Source organism: Actinoalloteichus caeruleus (assembly GCF_049311605.1).
Taxonomy (GTDB): Bacteria; Actinomycetota; Actinomycetes; order Mycobacteriales; family Pseudonocardiaceae; genus Actinoalloteichus_B; species Actinoalloteichus_B caeruleus.
This window is the reverse complement of the sequence record NZ_CP186005.1, coordinates 1,566,602-1,583,528: the sequence shown is the minus strand read 5'-3', so window position 1 is coordinate 1,583,528 and position 16,927 is coordinate 1,566,602. Positions and strand designations below refer to the sequence as shown.

The following is a 16,927-nucleotide window of genomic DNA, read 5'->3' as shown; positions in this document are numbered from 1 at the left end:
GGTACCCGGGCGGCGGCGCCCCAACCCGACCCGGGACGGGATGACCCGGGCTGGTGCGGGTCTGCCCTTCCTGTCTGGCGCGGTTGAGGCGGGAGGGCTCGGGTATCCCACACCCGGCCAGCAGCGCAAGGGCGGTCGAGCGGCGTGGTCGCCCCCGAGGAGGTCGTCGCGATGAGAGCGGTTCAGTACACGGAGATCGGTGCTCCCCCGGTGGTGGTCGACGTCCCGACGCCCGAGCCCGGGCCCGGGGAGGTGCTGCTGCGGGTCACCGCCGCCGGCGTGTGCCATTCGGACATCACCGTCATGGACTGGTCGGCCAGCGAGTACCCCTACCCGCTCCCGTTGACCCTGGGCCATGAGGGCGCCGGGGTGGTGGCGGCGGTCGGACCGGGCGTGGAGTGGGTGACCGAAGGCGAGTCCTGCGTGGTGTACGGCCCGTGGGGGTGCGGCACCTGCCGGAAGTGCACGGTCGGGAAGGAGAACTACTGCCTGCGCGCGGACCGGTTGGGCATCCGACCTCCTGGTCTCGGCGCGCCCGGCGCGCTGGCCGAGTACCTGTTGGTGGACGATCCCCGGCACCTGGTCCCGATCGGGGACCTCGATCCGGTGCGCGCGGTGCCGCTGACCGATGCCGGCCTCACCCCGTACCACGCCATCGCGCGGTCGGCGTCGAAGCTGGTGCCCGGGAGCACGGCGGTGGTGATCGGGGCCGGTGGTCTGGGGCACCTGGGCATCCAGATCCTGCGCGCCACGACGTCCGCGCGGGTGGTGGCGCTCGACGTCAGTGAGGAGAAGATGGCACTCGCCCGCGAGGTGGGGGCGCACGTGGTCTTCCCTTCCGACCAGCGGGCGCCGGAGGCGGTGCGCGAACTGACCGGGGGCGGCGCCGACGTGGTGCTCGACTTCGTCGGTCTGCCCGCGACCGCCGCGATCGCCGCCGCCTGCGCCGGCGTGGAGAGCGACGTGGTGCTCGTCGGTGTGGAGGGCGGGTCCGTGGAGGTGGGGTTCGGGACCCTGCCGTTCGAGACGACGGTCACCGCGCCGTACTGGGGCAGTCGGGGGGAGCTGCTGGAGGTGCTGGACCTCGCGCGGTCGGGTCAGGTTGAGGCCGAGGTCGAACGGTACGGGTTGGAGGAGGCGCCGGCCGTGTACGAGCGGCTGCGGGCTCGGCGCATCCGGGGTCGAGGGGTGATCGTGCCGGGTGGGTGACGTGGCCGGGCCGGCGTCGGGGTCCGTTGGTGGGTTACCGCTGGTCGAGTGCGTGGTGCACCCAGACGTTCGGCTCGACGTAAACGGCGTGGTCGGCGTCGACGTCGACCACGACCGGGACCAGCGCTCCGGGCACCTCCACGGGGCCGCTGCTGGTCAGGGGGAGGTCCGTCCACTCACGCCACTGCTCGAGGCTGCCGGCGATGGTCATGGAGGCGGGGCAGGGGCGGAGCAGACGACCCCCGGCCCTGGCGTGCACCCGCAGCCACGGGTCGGCGGGCAGGCCGTCGTCCCGGGTTTCCCGTGCGTACTCGCCCATCGGCTGCCGGGGCCGCTGGTGCTTGTGGGTGGGCCGGACGGGCGCGACTAGGTCGCCGAACCGCAGCCGCCGGCAGTTGTCGGCGAGCAGCGCCAGGACGCGCGCGGCGAGGCCCCTGCCCTGGAGGTCGATCCGCACGGAGATCTCCAGGGCGCTGACCGCGTTCGGGGTGATCCCCTCGCGGTCCTGGAGGAACGCCGTGGTGAGCACCCAGTCCCAGCCGCCGGGGCCGAGTTCGTCCGGGTCGCGGTCCGACCAGTGGAACGGCACGCTGTGGACCTTGGCCACCACCTCGTCACCGTCGAGCACGACGAGCTGGAACTCCGGGAACCGGTCCACGGCCAGGTCGAGCAGCGCGGTGACGGGGTCGTGGTCGATGAAGGCGGGCCAGCCACTGTCGAGTTCCCACAACTCGTTCTCGAGGTCGGGGCGCTCCACCATGGTCACCGTGCGCAGGTCCATCCCGCGAGGATGCGGAGCCGGGCACCCTCCTGTCCAGCGAATTGTCGGCCGCGGTGCCGCGCGGTCGCCTTCCGGTGGGGATGACCGCCGGGACGATCGCGCGGACACGGCCGTTTCGTTCCGCCGGTCGTCGTGGTCGCCCGTGGGTCGGCTGGGCCGTGCCCCCACCGGTCGGCCTCAGGTGGTTCCCGGTCGCGGGTCCGTCCGCCACGCCTCGGGGTGGCCGCCGGTCGGGGACGCGCGGTGGCGGCGCTGCCGGAGTTCGGTCACCGCGAGGACCAGTGCGGCCAGGACGAAGGCGACCGCGCACAGCATCGCCACGGACAGCGCGACCGGCCATCCGCCCCGCGCCGTGCCCACGGCGCCGTGCAGGGCGGCCGAGAGCACCGCCGTCCCGATGGCGGTGCCGATGCGCTGCCCGGTCTGGAGCACTCCCCCGGCAACCCCGGCGAGGGTGCCGGGGACGCATTCGAGGGTGAGCGTGGTGTTGGGTGAGATCACCGCACCTCCCCCGATGCCGGCCACCAGCAGGGGACCCGCCATCGCCAGGGCCAGGTGGTCGGTGGGGGCGAGCGGGGCGATCAGGGCGACGGCGCCGAGGCCGAGCGCGACCAGGACCAGGCCCGTCACGGTGAGGCGGCGCCCCCAGGTGGGCACGAGTCGGCCCGCCACCACGGCGGTCACGGCCGAGCCGAGGGCGAAGGGGGTGACGACGAGCCCCGACTCCAGCGCCGAGTAGCCGAGGCCGGTCTGGAAGAAGACCGCCAGCACCAGCCAGATGCCGCTGAAGCCGCAGAAGTACACGGTGGCCAGGGCGACGCCGGTGGCGTAGCCGGGGGTTCCGGTGAACAGCCGGAGGTCCAGCAGCGGGAGCCGGCCGGCGGCGGCGACCCGCCGCTCCCACCGGAGGAAGAGCAGGAGGGCGAGAGCCGAGACGGCGAAGAGCCACCAGAGGCGGGCCAGGCCGCCGTCCTCGGCCTGGACCAGCGGCAGGAGGAACGTGAACACCGCGACGCCGAGCAGCGCGGCGCCGACGAGGTCGAGCCGCCGTCCCACCGCGCCGCGGCCGGTGTGCCTCGGCAGCAGGCGCAGCGCGGCCACCAGCGTGAGCAGGGCGATGGGCACGTTGACGTAGAACACCCAGCGCCATCCGGTGTCGGCGCCGAAGAGACCGATGATGACCCCGCCGAGGACAGGTCCCACCGCGGTGGAGATCCCCACGGTCGCCCCGAACATCCCGAAGGCCCGACCGCGTTCCGGTCCCCGGAAGAGGTCCTGGATGAGGCCCGTGTTCTGCGGGGTCAGCAGTCCGGCGGCGGCTCCCTGGAGGAGTCGGGCCGCGACGAGCACGGCGATGTGGTGCGCCGCGCCCGCGAGGGCGCTCGTGACCGCGAAGGCGCTGATGGCGATGAGGAACATCCGCCGGCGTCCGACGGCGTCGCCGAGCCGGCCGCCCGCGACGAGGGTGAGGCCGAAGGTGAGGGCGTACCCGGAGACGACCCACTGGACGTCGGCCGGGGAGGCCGCCAACCCCCGTTGGATGGAGGGCAGGGCGACGTTGACGATGCTGACGTCGAGCAGCCCCATGAAGCCCGCGCCGAGGGTGATGCCCAGTGCTCGCCAGCGTCGGGGGTCGGGCTCGTCGGTGCCGCCGGTGCGGCTCGGCTCTGGTCGCACCCTTCGGAACTACCCCGGCCGGGGGCGCGCCTACCCCGGGGCCGGTCGGCCCCGCCCTGCCGTGGTGCGCTCCGATCCCGGAGCAGCGGGCGCGGGGAGGCCGGTGGCCGGTGGGCGGGGCGAGACGGGGCGCCGTCCGGCCCCGGCCCCGCCGTGCGGCTCGGTCGGCCCCGCCGGCCCCCCGGTCGCACCGCGGGCGGGCGTCCACTGGACCGTTCGGACGATCGGGTGAGCAGAACGCACGACGGCGGACGGCCCAGCGCCGAGCGGTGTCGTCGACGACCGACGAACCCGAGATCTTGTAGGTTTCTCACAAACATGCTGACATCGCCAGTCGAGCATTGATCGCCCCAGAAGGCCGGGGTACGCTTTCGTTGCTTCCGGGAGCATTTCGAGGAATAACGGCGGAAAAGAACACGGAATAGTGCGCGAACGCCGTTCCACACGTCAGTCACATTACTCGCAACCCAGATCCAAGTTGTTTCACTGGGGAGGATCAGTGGTGTCCGAGAATACGACGAACCGTCGAAGATTCCTGGGGGCGGCCGGTCTCGCGGCCGTCGCCACGGCCGGACTGGCGCTCGTCCCCGCCACCGCGATCGCCGTGGACCGGGGTGCCGCCGCCACGGCGGACCCGTCCACCGGCGAACCCCTCGACGCCGGGGTCGACTGCGACAGGGAGTACCAGCCGTGACGACTTTCGTGAGCCGCTCGGGCTGGGGTGCCCGGGCCTGGACGAACAGATCCACCAACATCACCCCGCAGAACGGCGGCGTGGCCGTGCACTACGTCGGTGCCGGCTCGGTGGCCAGGCAGGACCACGCCGACTGCGCCGCCCAGGTGCGCGGTATCCAGAACCAGCACATGGACGGGAACGGGTGGGCCGACATCGCCTACACGTACCTGGTGTGCGTGCACGACCACGTTTTCACGGGTCGGGGGACGAACACCCGCACCGCCGCCAACGGATCGAATTCGGGAAACCAGGACTGGTACGCGGTCTGCGCGTTGATCGGTTCCTCGGACTCGGTTCCCACGGCACTCGTGAATGGGATCAGGTCGGCGATCGAGACGCTGCGGGCGACCGGGAACGCGGCGAACGGCATCACCGGCCACCGGGACCACGTCGCGACGTCGTGCCCGGGCGAGATCCTCTACGGAATGGTCGGCGACGGTTCGCTCGACCCGGGCGGAGGCGGCGGTGGGCCGGGCAACCCGCCGGGCTGGCCCGGGGTGTACTTCAGGTATCCGCCGATCACCCGACACGCCAGCGTGTCCACCTGGCAGGGGCGGATGAGCGAACGCGGGTGGTCGATCACGGTGGACGGGGCCTACGGCCAGGCGTCCAAGGACGTCTGCCTCGCCTTCCAGCGGGAGAAGGGGTTGACCGCCGACGGCGTCGTCGGTCCCGCGACCTGGAACGCGGCGTGGACCGCGCCGCTCTGATCGCCAGCGGCCCCCCGAGGGGGTGAGCCGACGGTCCCGGCCCGGGCACCACCAGCCACTCAGCCTTTCGGGTGACATCAGCCGGTCGCTCTCGCCGGGCACGGGCGGAACGGGGTATCGATCACGTGGCGCGTCCCGCGCGGGGCGCGTCACGACCACGTTCCGTCAACAGGGACTCCCCGCCGTCGCCACGCGGGAGCACCGGAAGGGCGTTCGATGCCGAAACCGCCACTGCCCCAGCACCTCGTCGACTTCCTCGAGAAACCGCAACCGGCCGTGATGGCCACCGTGCGCCCGGAGGGTGGCCCCGTCTCGGTGGCCACCTGGTACCTGTGGGAGAAGGGCCGGGTGTTGCTCAACATGGACGCCGGCCGCAGTAGGCTGCGCCACCTCCGCGCCGATCCGGCGGTCTCGCTCACCGTGCTCGACAGCGAGAGCTGGTACCGGCACGTCAGCCTGCGTGGCCGCGTCGTCGAGCTGGTGGACGACCCGACCCTGGCCGACATCGACCGGCTCTCCCGGCACTACGGCGGGGACGCCTATCCGGTTCGGGACCGGGCGCGGGTCAGCGCGTGGATGGAGATCGACCACTGGCACGCGTGGAACGTCGAGTGAGGGACGATGTCCCGGGCCTCCTCCCTCTGTCACACGCCGTGAACGAACTCGGCAGGTAATCCCCGGTCGGGTGTTCGCGATCGGGGGATCTCACCGATAGGTTCCCTGAGGTGACTTCCGACAACGGCGCATGGCAGTTACCGGGGCACCTCGCCACGGGAGTGGAGGCGCCGACCCCGGCGGCCCCGGTCGACATGGACGAGGCGGAGGAGTTCCTGCGCCTCTTCCACGGGGAGAACCCCGACGCCGGTCCCGTCGAACCCCGGATCCGGTGGGTGCGGACGGAGATCGAACTCACCGGCTCCTACCACCACACCTCGGCGGAACTGGCGTTCGGCGCCCGCGTCGCCTGGCGCAACAGCGCCCGCTGCATCGGGCGGCTGTACTGGCGCAGCCTCCGCGTTCGGGACATGCGTTCGGTCCACCGGGCGGCGGACATCGCCGAGCAGTGCGTACGCCACCTCCACACCGCCTACAACGGCGGGCGGCTCCGGCCCGTCATGACGGTCTTCGCGCCCGACCGCCCGGACTCGCCCGCGCCGCTCATCTGGAACGAGCAGCTCGTGCGGTACGCGGGGTACCGGCTCTCCGACGGCTCCGTGCTGGGAGATCCCCGGTACGTGGACTTCACCACCTCGTTGATCGAACGCGGGTGGCGCCCACCGGAGCCGAAGGGCCCGTTCGACGTGCTCCCACTGCTGGTGGAGACCCCCGGGGAGGGACCGGTGCTCGCGCCCGTCCCCCGGGACGCGGTGGCGGAGGTACCGCTGAGCCACCCCGAGCTGCCCTGGTTCGCCGAACTCGGACTGCGGTGGCACGCCGTCCCCGCGATCAGCAACATGCGGATGTCGATCGGAGGCGTCTCCTACCCCACCGCACCGTTCAACGGCTGGTACATGGGCACCGAGATCGGGGCCCGCAACCTCGCCGACCACGACCGCTACGACGTGCTCCCCGAGGTGGCCGAGCGGTTGGGCCTGGACACCGGCGGTGAGCGGACGCTGTGGCGCGACCGCGCGCTGGTCGAGGTCAACCGGGCCGTCCTCCACTCGTTCGAGCGGCACGGCGTCACGATCACCGACCACCACACCGAGTCCCGCCGCTTCCTCAAGCACGTGGAGAAGGAGGAGAAGGCGGGACGCCGATGCCCCGCCGACTGGAGCTGGATCGTGCCCCCCATGTCGGGCGCGCTCACCCCGGTCTTCCACCGCTACTACGACACCGACCACCTGCGACCGGAGTTCGTGGTCGACGACGCGGCCTCGGAGCGTGGGCTGCGGGGCACCGGACCCGGGTGCCCGGTGACCGGCCAGCGGTCCGCCGAGGACGGGGTGGCCCCGCCCCTGCTGTGGCAGTACCTGGGCTCCCGCCCACCCAGCGTGGCCGAGGCGCCCTGAGCAGCCCTGAGCCGCCCCGGCGGGGCGGTCGGACGGCGTTCCGGCCGGCCGCCCTCGTTCCGCTGTCAGGCACGTCCGACGAGCAGGTCCCGCACGATCTCCCGCACCGTCGCCGGCGGTCGCGGCAGCAGGCCAGCGAGGTGCGGGGAGACGACGCCGAGCGCCTGGGAGGGCAGCAGGGCCAGCAGCCGCGCCAGCGCCTGCGCCGGGCCCGGCGGCAGCTCCTCCTCGGCCAGCAGCGCGAGGACGTCCGCCACCTCGCCGTGGCGGTGCGCCACGTTCCGCCCGGCGACGGCACCGATCTCGGTGGCGACGTCGTCCATGGTGAACGCGGACGCGCCGGTGAGTTCCCCGACGACCCGGTGCTCCGGGCACTGGGCGGCCACCACGACGGCCGCCTCCGCGTAGTCCCGGCGGCTTCCTGCCGCCAGTCGCCCGGCCGCCGCCGGCGTGACCAGTTCGCCCGTCACCGAGGCCCGCCGGATGAGCGGTGCCAGCACGTCGGCCGCGATCCCGAGCCGAAGGACCGTGTGGGCCAGTGGGCTGGCGTCGAGGCGTTCCTCCACGGCCGCGTGGAAACGCAGCGGCGACAGCGGCGCACCGGCCACGCTCAGGTAGACCACGTGGCGGACCCCGGCCGCGAGGGCCGCGTCCACCACGGCCGTCAGGACGCCGGCGCCGCCGTCGTCGTCCGACGTCTCCCCGGCCGGGGGCACCAGGAGCACGGTGTCGGCTCCCTCCAGCTCCCGGGCGGAAGCCCGTTCCGGGGCCAGCGCGGCGGAGGCCGCGTCGTACCGGTCGCGGTCGAGAGCCAGGTCCACGGCGGTGGCGAGCCGCCCTGGCGCGGCGACGAGTTGGATCACGGGTCCTCCCCAGGGGTTCGCCGGTGCCCCGGCGCGGGTGCCGTCCTGGCGTCCGGGCGAGGTCGCGGGCGGGCGAGCCGGCCCGCCGGCGGGCTCGGTGTCAGCCGGTGGGTCCCTCGCCGTCGGCGGTGCCCTCGCGCCCGCCACCGCGCCGCCCGAGCCAGCGTTCGAGCAGGGTCATCAGCAGCGGCAGAGCGCTGAGCACCACCATCAGCCGGACCAGGTGCATGCCGGCGACCACCGAACTGTCGCCGCCGAGGCTGGTCACCGTGGCCACCAGCTCGCCGACGCCGCCCGGCACCATACCGAACATCGAGACGAGGATGTCCACCCCGAACACCACGTTGAGCAGCAGACCGAGCCCGACCCCGACCCCGATGATGACCAGGACGGCAACGAGACCGGGCACGAGGACGGTGCGGAACACCGAGAACACGTCCTTGCCCAGCTGTGAACCGACCGTGGTACCGATGACGACCTGGGCGGCGATCTCGATGCCCCGGGGGATCTGCGCGGGTTCCCCGGTGAGGGTGTGGAAGGCCGCCGCTCCGATGATGGCGCCGATGAGCGGCCACAGCGGGATGCGCAGCAGCTTGGCCAGGCCGGCGCCGGCCGCGCCGCAGACCACGAGCGCGAGCACGGTCATGAGGGCACTCCCAGGACGAGGATGAGCAGCGGCAGCACGCCGAGCACGACGATCAACACCCGGACGAGGTGGATGGCGACGACGACCCCCACCTTCGCCCCGACCTCCTGCGCGGCGGCCACCATCTCGCCGAACCCGCCGGGGGCGCAGGCGAACAGGGCTGTCCGGACGTCGAGGCCGAAGCCCCGCGACAGCAGCAGGGCGAGCCCGACGTCCACGAGGAGGAGGACGAGGACCCCGATGGCCGCCGGTAGCAGGACACCCAGCAGCGCGCTCAGGCTCTCCGCGTCGACCCGCGCGCCGACCACGCAGCCGAGCAGCACCAGCCCGAGCACCCGGACCGACCGCGTGACCTGCCTGCCCGGCCATCGCGCGTTCACCATGGCGCTGCCGAGCACCGCGCCGAACAGCGCGCCCGCCGGGACGTTCAACAACACGAGCAGGGCCGCGCCGGCGGCTCCGCCCACCAGGAACCGCGCGGACTCCGCGAGCCTGCGTGCCCTTCCCCGACCGCCGGTGCCGTCGGCACCCGTGTCCTCGTCCGCCCCGGCCACCCCGGCACCACCCCTTCGAGTTGGAGGCCGGCCCCAGCGCCGACCGATGGTTAGTCAGCCGAAAGAGTGTCACGGCAATCACCTGGCATCCGGGGTGAGGGCGGTGAGATGGCACACCCCGAAACGCAGGGTCACCGGTCGCGCGCCCACCGCTGACCAGCGCATCCGGAGTGTCCGAATTGCTACCCTCGAGGAGGCGGTCGCTCGGGCGGGCCGCCGTGCGGCGACAGCCATGAAGGAGTTCACGTGACCGACCCGGATCTGGCATCCGTGGCCAGCGCGGTGGCTCACCGGGCCACGGGTGGGCTGACGGACGGCGGCCAGAGTGCCGTGACCGCCCTGGCCCGGCTGGTCAGGGCTCGCTTCGGCGACGACGACCGGGCGACCGGGTCGTTGGACGCGGCGGCCGCCGATCCCGAGGACGAGGGGCGGATCGCGGACCTCGCTTCCGCGCTCGCCAGGACGGTCGCCGCCGATCCCGGGTTCGACGCGATGCTGCGGGAACTGTGGTCCCAGGCCCAGGAGGAAGGAACCGCCTCGCCCGGCGGCGGGGCCGCCAGGCCGCCCACCGGCTGAGGAGCCCGGAGGGCCGGCGCGCGGCGCGGGGGCCAGTGGCCCGGCGGACGGACACCGAGCGTGCTCGTCCCCGGGCTGGCGGTGAGCGGGCCGGCGCTCGAGCGTAGGCTGCTGCCCTCTCGGGGCGATCGGCGGACCGCCCGGCAGCCGTCGCGCGACCGACCGCCCGTTCGGGGGATGCTCGGATACCGGGTCCTTCCCCCACAGGCGGGAATGTCGGTGACGAGCTGGTATCGAGTCGGCGACGCGCGGGGTGGAGCCGCTACGGTTCGTCCTGATCACATCCGCGTCCGCCGCCCGCCGGGAGCGTGCCCGAGCACCGGGCGCGGTGCTCGACGGGAGCGTGGCCGGCGCCGTCCACGACATCCCAGTGGGACGACCCCGTGGTGGGGTCGTGGAGGAAGTCGGAGGAGGACAGCATGGTCACCGCGCGTTGGGATCTCACCGACGGTGATCCACCAGAGGTGTGGATCTGGGTCGAGGACGAACACGGCGTGCCCGACGAGGCGCCCAGCAGGGTGCAGTGGATCACGCAGTCGGCGCAGTGGGGCTCCCAGGAGGGCTCCACACGCTGAACGCGGGCCGCGGGGGAGGCGAACGCGGGAGGCCGCCGGGATTCACGCCTCCCGGCGACAGGGCTCGTCTCGGGCGAGTCCCACCACCGCACCGCGAGGGGCGGTGGCAGCCGGTTCCGGCACCCCGCCCGGTCAGCTCGCGGAGATGACGACGTCGGGTGCCTCGCCGCGCTGGATCTCGGAGGTGACGTCGGCCAACTGGGCGGGGCCGATCTCCGCACCGGCGACACGGCGCCACACCTCCCGGACCGCCTGCTCGACCTCCAGGGCGTCCCGTCCCCGGTACCTGGCCGAGAGCCCGGCCAACTCGGTGCGCAACCGGAGGCGCACCACCAGAGCGCTGTCGGTGGCGACCCTCGGCGCGGCGTGTGGATCCAGCGTGACTCTCATCTGAACCTCACACCCCTTGTCTCATGGGCACATCTGGTGTCGAACAAACAGTACATCACTACATCTAGTGCACGACGGTCTGGTTCGCCAGCCGTGCGCCGCTCCGACCACCCGATGGGCGGACCGCCTCGCACGGTGGCCACCGCGCCGCCCACCGTGGAACTCCTCCCATCATGGCCCGACCCCTGGGCGCGCACCAGCACGCGAACATGACCAACAGGTGACACCTCGGGTACCGCACGTGACGAGGCGGGTCACCGATCCGCCTGACGAGAACCCCCACCGGCACCGTGCCGCCCGCACCGCCCGGCCCAGTGCGCGCTCAACCGGACGAGCGAATTAAGGTAGCCTCACCTAAGACCGACGCTCCGCGTCACAGCGTGAGGACGATCATGCCGACCGACCTGGCTGGACCCGTGCGAGGGCTGCTCGACGCCTGCGCACCGCTCACCTTCGCCCCGCTGCCCGCGTTCGGGAGCGCGCCGACTCCCGGCCCGGACGATGCCCCGGAGCCCGCGCGCCGCTGGTTCAGCGCGGAGGAGTTCGCGGCGGGCGAGGTCCGCGCGGTCTTCGACGCGCTGCGCGCGGACGGGAACCTCCCCCCGCAGGTGCAGCCGGCGGCGATGCGGTACATGCGGTCCCTGTTCCGCGAACTCGTGTTCGTGGTCTCGGCGGGGGTGTACCTGACCGGGCGGGCCGTCGAACTCCGGCCGGACGGGGTGTGGTTCCCGGTCCTCGCCGACGGGGCGACGGGGACCCCCCTGGTGGCCGCGCCACGGGTGGCGGTGCTGCCCGGCGGTGCGCCGGCCGGCCACCCGGACGTCGCGGCCGTCGTGCCCGACGAGGACGCGCTCGACCGGTTCGCCGCCGCCGGGCTCGTCGCCACCTGCGGCCCGGTGATCGAGGACCTGGCCAGGCACACCCGGGTCGGCGTCCGCACCCTGTGGGGTTACGTGATCGACTGCCTGCACTTCTACATGCTCAACCCGGCCCGCCGGCTGGGCAGGGACATGACGGGGGCGTGGGCACGGGCCAGCCGGCTCGCCGCCGCCGTGATCGAGGCGGGAGCGCCCCGCCGCGCCATGCCCAGGATGATCGACTTCCCCCCGACCGTGTGCGAGGGGCTCTGGGCGGTCCGTGGCACCTGCTGCTTCGACTACAAGGCCGACGCCGACCACGGCTACTGCGTGACCTGCCCCCTCGAACGTGACGAGCTCCGCCGACCGAGGCTGGCCGTCGCCTTCGGCTCCTGATCGGGCGAATCGCCGGCAGGGGCTCCCGCGCCCGTGCGCCGTCACGACATCCCACCGCGCTTCCCGCTCCACCTCAGCCCCTCGGCCCGTCCGCACCCGCCGACGGCGCGGGGCCGTTCACCACACCGACCACCGGAGGTCCTCCCGTGCCCACGACACGCACCGCTCCCCCGTTCGCGCCCCACCGGATCCGGCCGAGAACGGCGTGGGGGCAGCTGTCCCGCCGGAGCTTCCTCGGCGGTGTCGGGGCCGCCGGCCTGGTGTGGGGGGTGAGCGCCTGCGGGGCCTCCTCGTCCCCGGCCGAGGGCGACGACGGCGCCGGGGGCACCCGTCGGGTCGACCACCCGCTCGGGAGCACCGACATACCGCTCTCGCCCCAACGGGTGATCACCCTGGACACGGTGACGGCCCTGCAGGTCGCGCTCGAGCACGAAGCGCCCCTCGTGGCCTCCGCCACCCTCGACGGGGACGTCGCCGTCCCCGAGTACCTGCCCGGCGACCGGGACTTCGAGCACCTGGGCTTCAACCAGGTGAACCTGGAGGTCATCTCCCAGCTCCGACCCGACCTCGTGATCGGCAACATCGCGTCCCTTGAGGAGCACTACGCGACCCTCTCCGAGCTGACGGCCGTCGTCGCCTACGAGAACTCGCGGGACGGCGTGGAGTGGCGGCGGAGCTGCCGCGCGGTCGCGGACCTGCTCGGGCACGCCGAGGCCCAGGAGGAGAGGGTGCGCGAGTACGAGGACCGCGCCGCCCAGGTCGCCCTCGACCACGCCGACGTGCTCGGGACGACGAGGATCGCGCTGCTGCGCTTCACCACGGACGAACTGCGCATCGTCACCGACTCGGTGATCTTCTCGTCCCAGGTGTTGACCGACTGCGGCGTCCGCAGGACCGAGTCGAGCACCGGGGCGGAGGGGGAGACCTACACGTCGGTCTCCCTGGAACAGGTCTCCCGGCTGGACGACGCGGACGCCATCATCTACTTCGGTGGCGGCGGGGCGTTCGAGGGCGGCCAGGTCAGCACGACCTTCACCACCTACACGGAGAGCACCCTGTGGGAACGGCTGCCGGCGGTGCGCGCCGGCAACGTCTTCGAGGTGCCGCGGACGACCTGGTGGGACGGCGCCAGCACCTCGGCCGCCCACCGGGTCGTCGACGACCTGGTGGACGTGCTCGAGCGCCTCGCCTGAGTCGCGGCCGGTGCCCCGGCCGGCCGAGCTGGACCAGCTCGCCGCCGGGTGGGGCGGCCCGGTCAGCGCCGGCCGCCCCGCCGCCCCTCCCGCCGCCACCGCCAGGCCAGCAGCCAGGTCAGGTAGACGCCGCCGAGCGCGCCGGTCGCCAGTCCGACCGGGAGTTCGACGGGCGCGAAGACCCAGCGGACCGCCAGGTCGCCGCCCGTCAGCAGCAACGCCCCGACCAGCCCCGCCGTCAGCACCGAGGGCCCGGAGGACCGCGTGACCAGCCGGGCCAGGTGCGGAGCGGCGAGCGCGACGAAGGCCACCGGCCCGGCGACCGCCACGGCGGTCGCGGCGAGCACCACGGCCACCGCCAACAGCGCGCGCCGGGTCGCCTCCACCGGGACCCCCAGCCCCTTGCTCGTGTCGTCGCCCATCTCGACCAGGCTCATCCGCCGCGACAGCGCGGCCGCCACCGGGACGAGCAGCACGGCCGCGACCGCGACGATGGCCACCTGGTCCCAGGTGCGGCCGTTGAGGCTCCCGGTGAGCCACACGGCGGCGCGGTGGGCGTCGTCGAGCTCGGCCCGGATGAGCAGGTAGGAGTTGACGGAGGCCAGGATCGCGGCCACCCCGATGCCCACGAGGACGATCCGGGCGCCGCTCGCCCCACCCCGGTGGGCGAGCAGGTACACCGTGAGGGCCGTCGTCACGCCACCGAGCACCGCGCCACCGGCGACGGCGAGCGCGGTGCCGCCGACGAGCGTGATGTGCAGGATCCCCCCGGTCGCCGCTCCCGTGGTGAAGCCCAGCACGTCCGGGCTGCCCAGCGGGTTGCGGGTGAGGGACTGCACCACGGCCCCGCTGACCCCGAGCGCGAGGCCCACCAGCACGGCCGCCAGCACCCGGGGCAGCCGCAAGGTCAGGATGACGAACTCCGCGCCCGCCGGTCCCGGCGCGCCTCCCAGCACACGCACCACCTCGGCCAGGCCGTAGCCGGCCTCGCCGTAGCCGAGCGAGGCGAGCGCCGCGAGGACCACCGCACCGGCCAGCACGGCACCGACCAGCACGTTCCGTGCGACCACCCGCACGGCGAACCGCCCGCTCGGACTGGCCAGCACCGTTCCGGTCAGGTCGGGTCGGTCGGCACGGCGGGAGGCCGAGGCGGCCGGGGTCCTGGTGCTCACAGGCGGGGCATCCTCCGGTGTCGGACCAGCGCGATGAAGAAGGGCGCGCCCACGACGGTCACCACGAGGCCGACCTGGAGCTCGCCGTGCGGCAGCACCACCCGTCCCAGCACGTCGGCGACGAGCACCAGGGCGGCGCCCAGCAGGCCGGCTCCCGGCAGTGACCACCGGTGGTCACTGCCGAGGAGCGATCGGGCGATGTGCGGCACGACCAACCCCACGAAGGCGATCGGTCCGGCGGCGGCCGTCGCGGCCCCGCCGAGCAGCAGCACGGCCAGGGCGACGACGGCCCGGGTGGCCCCCGCCCTGGAGCCGAGTGCCCGGCTGACGTCGTCGCCGAGGACCAGGGTGTTGAGCGACGACGCCACCGCGAGCGCGAGGACGAGCCCCACGAGCAGGAACGGGATCATCGTGCGGACGACCGCCGGGTCCCGGCCGGCGAGGTCACCGACCGCCCAGAACCGGAACTCGTCGAAGGCGTCGGGCCGCAGCAGGACCAGGGACTGGGTGGCGGCGGTGAGGGCGGCGCCGATCGCGGTGCCCGCCAGCGCGAGCCGGACCGGACTGGCTCCGGCGGTGCCGATGGCGTAGACGAGGACGGCGGTCACCCCCGCCCCCAGGAAGGCGAACCACACGTAGGAGGAGTAGTCGCGCAGCCCGAGCAGCACGACGGCGCCGGCGACCCCCGCGGCCGCGCCAGCGTTGACGCCGAGGATGCCGGGATCGGCCAGCGGGTTGCGGGTGAGCGACTGCATCAACGCGCCCGCGATCCCCAGGGCGGCGCCGACCGACGCGGCGAGCAGGGTCCGGGGAACGCGGAGTTCGTGGACGATCACCCCGGCCCGCCCGCCGTCGTCGACGAACAACGCCAGGAACACCTCGCGGGCGGCGAGCGCCTCCGACCCGACGGCGAGGCTGGCCAACACGGCGAGGAGCACCACGGCGGTCGGGATCACGACCGCTCGCGACCACGAGCGGCGGGCACGGCTCCGGGGCGTCGCCGGGTTCCTCGACACCGTCACCGCCGTCCCGGCCCTGTCCGCCGGTGTTCCGCGCCGCGCACCCGATCCTCCCGTCCGCCCCGGGGGCTCGCGAGAACATCCACCGGGAACGCTGAGGGAAGGCTAACCTCACTACGCAGGGTGGTCGGCGGCCGCCCGGGCTCGACTCGGCGACCCCCTGCCCCGCCACCGACGGTATGAGCGCACCGGCACCGGGTAGCCCCCTGGTGCCACGTGTTCGTCAGGGCCACCGGCCCTCGGGAGGGGACCATGACCGAGCGGAGCGATCAGCCGGCACCGCCAAACCAGCGGTCCAGGCTGCTGGCCATCTACCTGAACGACCACCTCGCCGGGGCGACCGCCGCCGTGGAGCTGGCCCGGCGGCTGGCGAAGGCCGAGGTGTCCTCCCCCGACGGACCGGAACTGGACCGGCTGGCCGACGAGATGGCGGAGGACCGCGCTCGGTTGGCGGACGCCATGCGACTGCTGGGCGCGGAGGTCGCGCACTACAAGACCTGGGCGCTGTGGGCCGCCGAGAAGGCGGGCCGGTTGAAGCTCAACGGGCAGCTGCGCGGGCGCTCGCCGTTGAGCACGGTGGTGGAACTGGAAGGTCTGCTGCTGGTGGTGACGTCCCTGGCGAGCGCGTGGCGGACGTTGCGCGCGGTGGCCGAGGACGCGGGTCCGGCCGGGGCGGGGCCCGGGACGGAGCGACTCGACGCGCTGCTGCGGCGGTCGCTCGACCAGGCGGCGCGGCTGGAGCGGCTGCGCGAGGCCGCGGTCACCCGGGTGTTCGGCACGGCCACGGCCCAGGAACGGCGGCGGTAGGCGCGGCCGGCACCGTTCCCGCCCCCCGGGACGGGCACGGGAATGCGGCGGGCTCCCCGGGGCGTTGTCCCGGGGCACCGCCCGACGGGTCCGTGAGTGGCCCGGGCGTCCCGCCCGCCTCCGGGTGACGCGGCGACGTCCCGCGATCACGGCGGGTGGCGCCGCCGGGAGGCGTCGCTCACAGCCGCCACCCACCCCCCCGCCCCGTCTGCTGTGGTGGACCCGAACTCGGGTGCCCCGCAGGTCGGGGACGCCCGTCGTTCCGCCTGGAAGGAGCCGCATGACCGACCGCGCCGACACGGCCTCCGAACACCCGCGACGCACCGGCCCGACCACGGACCCCACCGAGGTGGAACGCCTGCTCCGGCAGGGCCCGTTCCACGAGTGGCTGGGGCTCCGGGTGCTGTCGGTGGGCGAGGACCGGATCGAGTTGGCCTTCGCCTGGCGGCCCGAGTGGGTCGCCGACCCGGACGCCGGCTACACGCACGGCGGCATCCTGGCCACCATCGTCGACCTCACGGCCGACTGGGCGCTGGTGTCCCGCCTCGGGCGGGGCGTCCCGACCGTGGACATGCGGGTGGACTACCACCGGGCGGCGTCGCGGGGCGAGGACCTCACCGCCGTCGGCGAGGTGATCCGCTTCGGCAGGACCTTGGCCGTGGCGGAGGCCCGCGTGCACGACGGCCAAGGGCGGCTTGTCGCCAGTGGACGCGGCCTCTACCACACCGCGAGCGCCAGCTCCTGACGAGCGGGA

At 73.9% G+C, this 16,927-nt stretch carries 19 protein-coding genes; 11 read left to right on the top strand and 8 right to left on the bottom strand.

All coding sequences use genetic code 11. The features are described 5' to 3' along the window. The first annotated feature begins 171 nt into the window (after window positions 1-171). On the top strand, window positions 172-1,209 hold the full coding sequence (locus ACOJVX_RS07200) for an NAD(P)-dependent alcohol dehydrogenase (protein ID WP_026418436.1): 1,038 nt from the start codon (window positions 172-174) through the stop codon (window positions 1,207-1,209). Between the two features lie 34 nt (window positions 1,210-1,243). On the opposite strand, the gene ACOJVX_RS07195 is transcribed toward ACOJVX_RS07200, so the two are convergent. Then, the gene (locus ACOJVX_RS07195) at window positions 1,244-1,990 is read right to left on the bottom strand and encodes a hypothetical protein (RefSeq protein ID WP_026418435.1); all 747 of its coding nucleotides are present in this window, start codon (window positions 1,988-1,990) and stop codon (window positions 1,244-1,246) included. 177 nt (window positions 1,991-2,167) lie between these two features. Further along, window positions 2,168-3,667 (bottom strand): MFS transporter, encoded by a 1,500-nt coding sequence (locus ACOJVX_RS07190; protein ID WP_418155569.1) that lies wholly within the window; start codon window positions 3,665-3,667, stop codon window positions 2,168-2,170. 502 nt (window positions 3,668-4,169) lie between these two features. Between ACOJVX_RS07190 and ACOJVX_RS07185 the strand changes: the two genes are divergently transcribed. The 4 genes from ACOJVX_RS07185 to ACOJVX_RS07170 all read left to right on the top strand — a co-directional run bounded on the left by ACOJVX_RS07185 (window position 4,170) and on the right by ACOJVX_RS07170 (window position 7,125). Beyond that, window positions 4,170-4,361, top strand: coding sequence for a twin-arginine translocation signal domain-containing protein (locus ACOJVX_RS07185; RefSeq protein WP_155886091.1), 192 nt, complete (start codon window positions 4,170-4,172; stop codon window positions 4,359-4,361). After that, entirely contained in the window at window positions 4,358-5,113 is a 756-nt protein-coding gene (locus ACOJVX_RS07180; RefSeq protein ID WP_026418433.1) for a peptidoglycan recognition protein family protein, read from the top strand. Before ACOJVX_RS07185 ends, ACOJVX_RS07180 begins: the two co-directional genes overlap by 4 nt. Before the next feature lie 216 nt (window positions 5,114-5,329). Further along, window positions 5,330-5,728 carry a PPOX class F420-dependent oxidoreductase gene (locus tag ACOJVX_RS07175; RefSeq protein ID WP_026418432.1) on the top strand — a complete coding sequence of 133 codons (399 nt, stop codon included), beginning with the start codon at window positions 5,330-5,332 and terminating at the stop codon, window positions 5,726-5,728. A 194-nt stretch (window positions 5,729-5,922) separates the two neighbouring features. Next, window positions 5,923-7,125, top strand: a complete 1,203-nt coding sequence (locus tag ACOJVX_RS07170) for a nitric oxide synthase oxygenase (RefSeq protein ID WP_081715356.1) — start codon at window positions 5,923-5,925, stop codon at window positions 7,123-7,125. 65 nt (window positions 7,126-7,190) lie between these two features. Here ACOJVX_RS07170 and ACOJVX_RS07165 read toward each other — a convergent pair whose 3' ends face one another. From ACOJVX_RS07165 to ACOJVX_RS07155, 3 genes are all read right to left on the bottom strand, one after another. After that, window positions 7,191-7,988 (bottom strand): hypothetical protein, encoded by a 798-nt coding sequence (locus ACOJVX_RS07165; protein ID WP_418153992.1) that lies wholly within the window; start codon window positions 7,986-7,988, stop codon window positions 7,191-7,193. 100 nt (window positions 7,989-8,088) lie between these two features. Beyond that, window positions 8,089-8,634 carry an AbrB family transcriptional regulator gene (locus tag ACOJVX_RS07160; protein WP_337662134.1) on the bottom strand — a complete coding sequence of 182 codons (546 nt, stop codon included), beginning with the start codon at window positions 8,632-8,634 and terminating at the stop codon, window positions 8,089-8,091. Continuing rightward, on the bottom strand, window positions 8,631-9,188 hold the full coding sequence (locus ACOJVX_RS07155; protein WP_418153991.1) for an AbrB family transcriptional regulator: 558 nt from the start codon (window positions 9,186-9,188) through the stop codon (window positions 8,631-8,633). Before ACOJVX_RS07155 ends, ACOJVX_RS07160 begins: the two co-directional genes overlap by 4 nt. A gap of 246 nt (window positions 9,189-9,434) precedes the next feature. On the opposite strand from ACOJVX_RS07155, the gene ACOJVX_RS07150 reads away from it, so the two are divergent. Together ACOJVX_RS07150 and ACOJVX_RS07145 are read left to right on the top strand one after the other, a co-directional pair. Next, window positions 9,435-9,764 (top strand): hypothetical protein, encoded by a 330-nt coding sequence (locus tag ACOJVX_RS07150; RefSeq protein ID WP_051313822.1) that lies wholly within the window; start codon window positions 9,435-9,437, stop codon window positions 9,762-9,764. A gap of 419 nt (window positions 9,765-10,183) precedes the next feature. Further along, window positions 10,184-10,339, top strand: a complete 156-nt coding sequence (locus ACOJVX_RS07145) for a hypothetical protein (RefSeq protein WP_155886090.1) — start codon at window positions 10,184-10,186, stop codon at window positions 10,337-10,339. 132 nt (window positions 10,340-10,471) lie between these two features. Here ACOJVX_RS07145 and ACOJVX_RS07140 read toward each other — a convergent pair whose 3' ends face one another. Continuing rightward, entirely contained in the window at window positions 10,472-10,729 is a 258-nt protein-coding gene (locus tag ACOJVX_RS07140; RefSeq protein WP_026418431.1) for a hypothetical protein, read from the bottom strand. 392 nt (window positions 10,730-11,121) lie between these two features. Here ACOJVX_RS07140 and ACOJVX_RS07135 point away from each other — a divergent pair, with 392 nt between their 5' ends. Both ACOJVX_RS07135 and ACOJVX_RS07130 read left to right on the top strand, forming a co-directional pair. Then, entirely contained in the window at window positions 11,122-11,982 is an 861-nt protein-coding gene (locus ACOJVX_RS07135; RefSeq protein ID WP_026418430.1) for a (2Fe-2S)-binding protein, read from the top strand. Between the two features lie 146 nt (window positions 11,983-12,128). Then, window positions 12,129-13,175 carry an ABC transporter substrate-binding protein gene (locus ACOJVX_RS07130; RefSeq protein ID WP_418153990.1) on the top strand — a complete coding sequence of 349 codons (1,047 nt, stop codon included), beginning with the start codon at window positions 12,129-12,131 and terminating at the stop codon, window positions 13,173-13,175. 62 nt (window positions 13,176-13,237) lie between these two features. Here the strand turns inward: ACOJVX_RS07130 and ACOJVX_RS07125 are convergent, their stop codons facing one another. Beyond that, window positions 13,238-14,347, bottom strand: coding sequence for a FecCD family ABC transporter permease (locus ACOJVX_RS07125; protein ID WP_422647354.1), 1,110 nt, complete (start codon window positions 14,345-14,347; stop codon window positions 13,238-13,240). Beyond that, window positions 14,344-15,303, bottom strand: a complete 960-nt coding sequence (locus tag ACOJVX_RS07120) for a FecCD family ABC transporter permease (protein ID WP_418153988.1) — start codon at window positions 15,301-15,303, stop codon at window positions 14,344-14,346. Before ACOJVX_RS07120 ends, ACOJVX_RS07125 begins: the two co-directional genes overlap by 4 nt. Before the next feature lie 315 nt (window positions 15,304-15,618). Between ACOJVX_RS07120 and ACOJVX_RS07115 the strand changes: the two genes are divergently transcribed. Further along, entirely contained in the window at window positions 15,619-16,173 is a 555-nt protein-coding gene (locus tag ACOJVX_RS07115) for a hypothetical protein (protein WP_418153987.1), read from the top strand. A 280-nt stretch (window positions 16,174-16,453) separates the two neighbouring features. Continuing rightward, complete coding sequence (locus tag ACOJVX_RS07110) at window positions 16,454-16,918, top strand: PaaI family thioesterase (protein ID WP_418153986.1); 465 nt, start codon at window positions 16,454-16,456, stop codon at window positions 16,916-16,918. The last annotated feature ends 9 nt before the right edge of the window (window positions 16,919-16,927 follow it).

Coding starts and splice junctions, on each gene's coding strand:
- ACOJVX_RS07175 (WP_026418432.1), top strand. CDS start 5,330: ATGCCGAAACCGCCACTGCCCCAGCACCTCGTCGACTTCCTCGAGAAA.
- ACOJVX_RS07145 (WP_155886090.1), top strand. CDS start 10,184: ATGGTCACCGCGCGTTGGGATCTCACCGACGGTGATCCACCAGAGGTG.
- ACOJVX_RS07160 (WP_337662134.1), bottom strand. CDS start 8,634: ATGACCGTGCTCGCGCTCGTGGTCTGCGGCGCGGCCGGCGCCGGCCTG.
- ACOJVX_RS07200 (WP_026418436.1), top strand. CDS start 172: ATGAGAGCGGTTCAGTACACGGAGATCGGTGCTCCCCCGGTGGTGGTC.
- ACOJVX_RS07110 (WP_418153986.1), top strand. CDS start 16,454: ATGACCGACCGCGCCGACACGGCCTCCGAACACCCGCGACGCACCGGC.
- ACOJVX_RS07195 (WP_026418435.1), bottom strand. CDS start 1,990: ATGGACCTGCGCACGGTGACCATGGTGGAGCGCCCCGACCTCGAGAAC.
- ACOJVX_RS07135 (WP_026418430.1), top strand. CDS start 11,122: ATGCCGACCGACCTGGCTGGACCCGTGCGAGGGCTGCTCGACGCCTGC.
- ACOJVX_RS07140 (WP_026418431.1), bottom strand. CDS start 10,729: ATGAGAGTCACGCTGGATCCACACGCCGCGCCGAGGGTCGCCACCGAC.
- ACOJVX_RS07170 (WP_081715356.1), top strand. CDS start 5,923: ATGGACGAGGCGGAGGAGTTCCTGCGCCTCTTCCACGGGGAGAACCCC.
- ACOJVX_RS07115 (WP_418153987.1), top strand. CDS start 15,619: ATGACCGAGCGGAGCGATCAGCCGGCACCGCCAAACCAGCGGTCCAGG.